This window comes from Bradyrhizobium altum, assembly GCF_020889705.1.
GTDB classification, from domain to species: domain Bacteria; phylum Pseudomonadota; class Alphaproteobacteria; order Rhizobiales; family Xanthobacteraceae; genus Bradyrhizobium; species Bradyrhizobium altum.
Map to the genome: position 1 here is coordinate 1 of NZ_JACMYP010000506.1, position 2,196 is coordinate 2,196.

3 protein-coding genes are annotated in these 2,196 nt (G+C 62.1%); 1 reads left to right on the forward strand and 2 read right to left on the reverse strand.

Going from position 1 to position 2,196, the window contains the following annotated elements; translation table 11 throughout:
• Window positions 1–411: 411 nt before the first annotated feature.
• Together crcB and H8B02_RS46920 are read right to left on the reverse strand one after the other, a co-directional pair.
• Complete coding sequence (crcB, locus tag H8B02_RS46915) at window positions 412–798, reverse strand: fluoride efflux transporter CrcB (RefSeq protein WP_229172464.1); 387 nt, start codon at window positions 796–798, stop codon at window positions 412–414.
• A 246-nt stretch (window positions 799–1,044) separates the two neighbouring features.
• Window positions 1,045–1,644, reverse strand: a complete 600-nt coding sequence (locus H8B02_RS46920; RefSeq protein ID WP_229172465.1) for a superoxide dismutase — start codon at window positions 1,642–1,644, stop codon at window positions 1,045–1,047.
• A gap of 141 nt (window positions 1,645–1,785) precedes the next feature.
• Between H8B02_RS46920 and H8B02_RS46925 the strand changes: the two genes are divergently transcribed.
• Window positions 1,786–2,196, forward strand: a 411-nt coding sequence (locus H8B02_RS46925; RefSeq protein WP_229172466.1) for a GNAT family N-acetyltransferase, incomplete at its 3' end; no start/stop codon positions are given.

Sequence of the window (2,196 nt, forward strand, 5' to 3'; positions counted from 1 at the left end):
GCCAGGACCCATGACCACCGCATTTGATTGTGAACGGGATCGTGGCTCCAGCGTCGGGCAGCGGCTGATACTTGGGGTAGTGGGTCCGGCTTTCGCCAGGACGACGTGGATGGTTCTCGCGTGATACGACGCACCGTCATTGCGTACTTCATCTCGGCGTCATCGCCCGTCATTCCGGGGCAGCCCCAACGGGTCGCGCGAACGCGCGCCCGATGACAGGCTCCGGGCTGAGCCCGGAATCCATTGAACCGCAGAACAAGTGGTGGAATGGATTCCGGGCTCTCGCTTCGCGAGCCGCGGAATGACGAGCTGCGGTTAGCGAAGCGTAACCCGCCGCCCTTCTGCGAATGATGACGGAGTGTTGGTGGGTTACGCCTTCGGCTAACCCACCCTACGGCTACGACTCTTTCGTCAGGTCAAATGCCTGACGATCGCAAGCCCGGCGAACAGACCCGTGATCGACAACGCAACCGAACCCGCGACATACAGCGCCGCAAGGCCGAGTTCGCCACGCTCATAGAGCACCGCGGTGTCCAGCGAGAAGGCGGAGAAGGTGGTGTAGCCGCCGAGGATGCCGGTCATCAGGAACAGCCGCCAGGGCTGCGAGGCCTCGCCCTTGAAGGCGAGATAGCCGGCGATCAGGCCCATCACGGTCGAGCCCGTGACGTTGATGATGAAGGTGCCGTAGGGAAACGCGGTGCCGATACAGCGCGCGCAGGTGACATTGATCAGCTGCCGCAGCGTTGCGCCGAGGCCGCCGCCGAAGAAGACGAGGAGATAGCTTGCCGCGTTACCCACCAATGCCCCTGCTGGTGTGTCGAGAAGCTCACAATACGCGCCGCTCAAAAGCTCACCCTCCCCTGGAGGGGGAGGGTCGGTTCGCATGAAGCGAAGCGGAATGCGAAACGCGGTGGCGTGATCTCTCAACACGGACAGTGTCGCGCGTGGATAGACCGTCACCCCCACCCCGCCGCTCATTTCATTCGCGTCGACCCTCCCCCTCCAGGGGAGGGTAAGAGGGTCGAGCCGAATTGCGATCTGCGCTCAGCCGGCCTTGCCGAACAGTTCGTCGACGCAATCCCAGTTGACGAGGCTGTCGACGAACGCCTTCAGATAGTCCGGACGGCGATTGCGGTAGTCGATGTAGTAGGAGTGCTCCCAGACGTCGACGCCGAGGATCGGCACCGCGCCATGGACCAGCGGGTTCTCGCCGTTCGGGGTCTTGGCGATCTCGAGCTTGCCGCCCTTGACCTGCAGCCAGGCCCAGCCGGAGCCGAACTGGCCGACGCCGGCGGCGGCGAAGTCGGTCTTGAACTTCTCGAAGCCGCCGAGATCCTCGTTGATCTTCTTCTCGAGCCGGCCGGGCAGCTTGCTGCCGCCGCCATTCGGCTTCATCCACTTCCAGAAGTGGATGTGGTTGTAGTGCTGACCGGCATTGTTGAAGACGGCCGCGTTCTTGCCGAACGAGGTCTTCACGATCTCCTCGAGGGACTTGCCTTCGAATTCGGTCCCCTTGATTGCGTTGTTGCCGTTCGTGACGTAGGCCTGGTGATGCTTGTCGTGGTGAAACTCCAGCGTTTCCTTGGACATGTAGGGCGCAAGGGCGTCGTGGGCGTAGGGCAGATCGGGTAGCGTGAAGGTCATGGGGTAATGTCCAACAGAGGGTGGGAGACTACACTTAACGGGTCCCCCTTATAGAAGGTTCCACGGCGGAGAAACACCGCATTTTCAGATCGTGTATGACAGATCGGCGCAGCCGAGGACCAAGACCAGGGACTTGAGACGATGAGCATCGAAATCGACATTCTCAACGGAGATGCGTCGTGGCGGCGCGCCGAGCCGCTGCTCCGAGCGGTTTGGAGCCCGGATATCATGGAGAACAAGCCATGGGCAGACATCAAATGGGCTCACGCGGATTTGCGCGTGTTTCTCGACGCGCCCGACGATAGCGGGCTCGCCTGCCACGTCGGTATCTATTTCCGGACCATCACCTGGAATGGCCACAAGGTGCATGTCGGCGGCATCGGCGGGGTTGCGACCCGCGAGGACTGCCGCCGGCGCGGCTATGCGTCGCTCGCGTTAGATGCCGCCGTGCACACCATTCGTGCCAATGACGCGGTGAAATTTGCAATCTTATTCTGCGAGCCGCACAGTTTCGCATTCTACCAGTCGCGCGGCTGGCATCCCTTCGCCGGC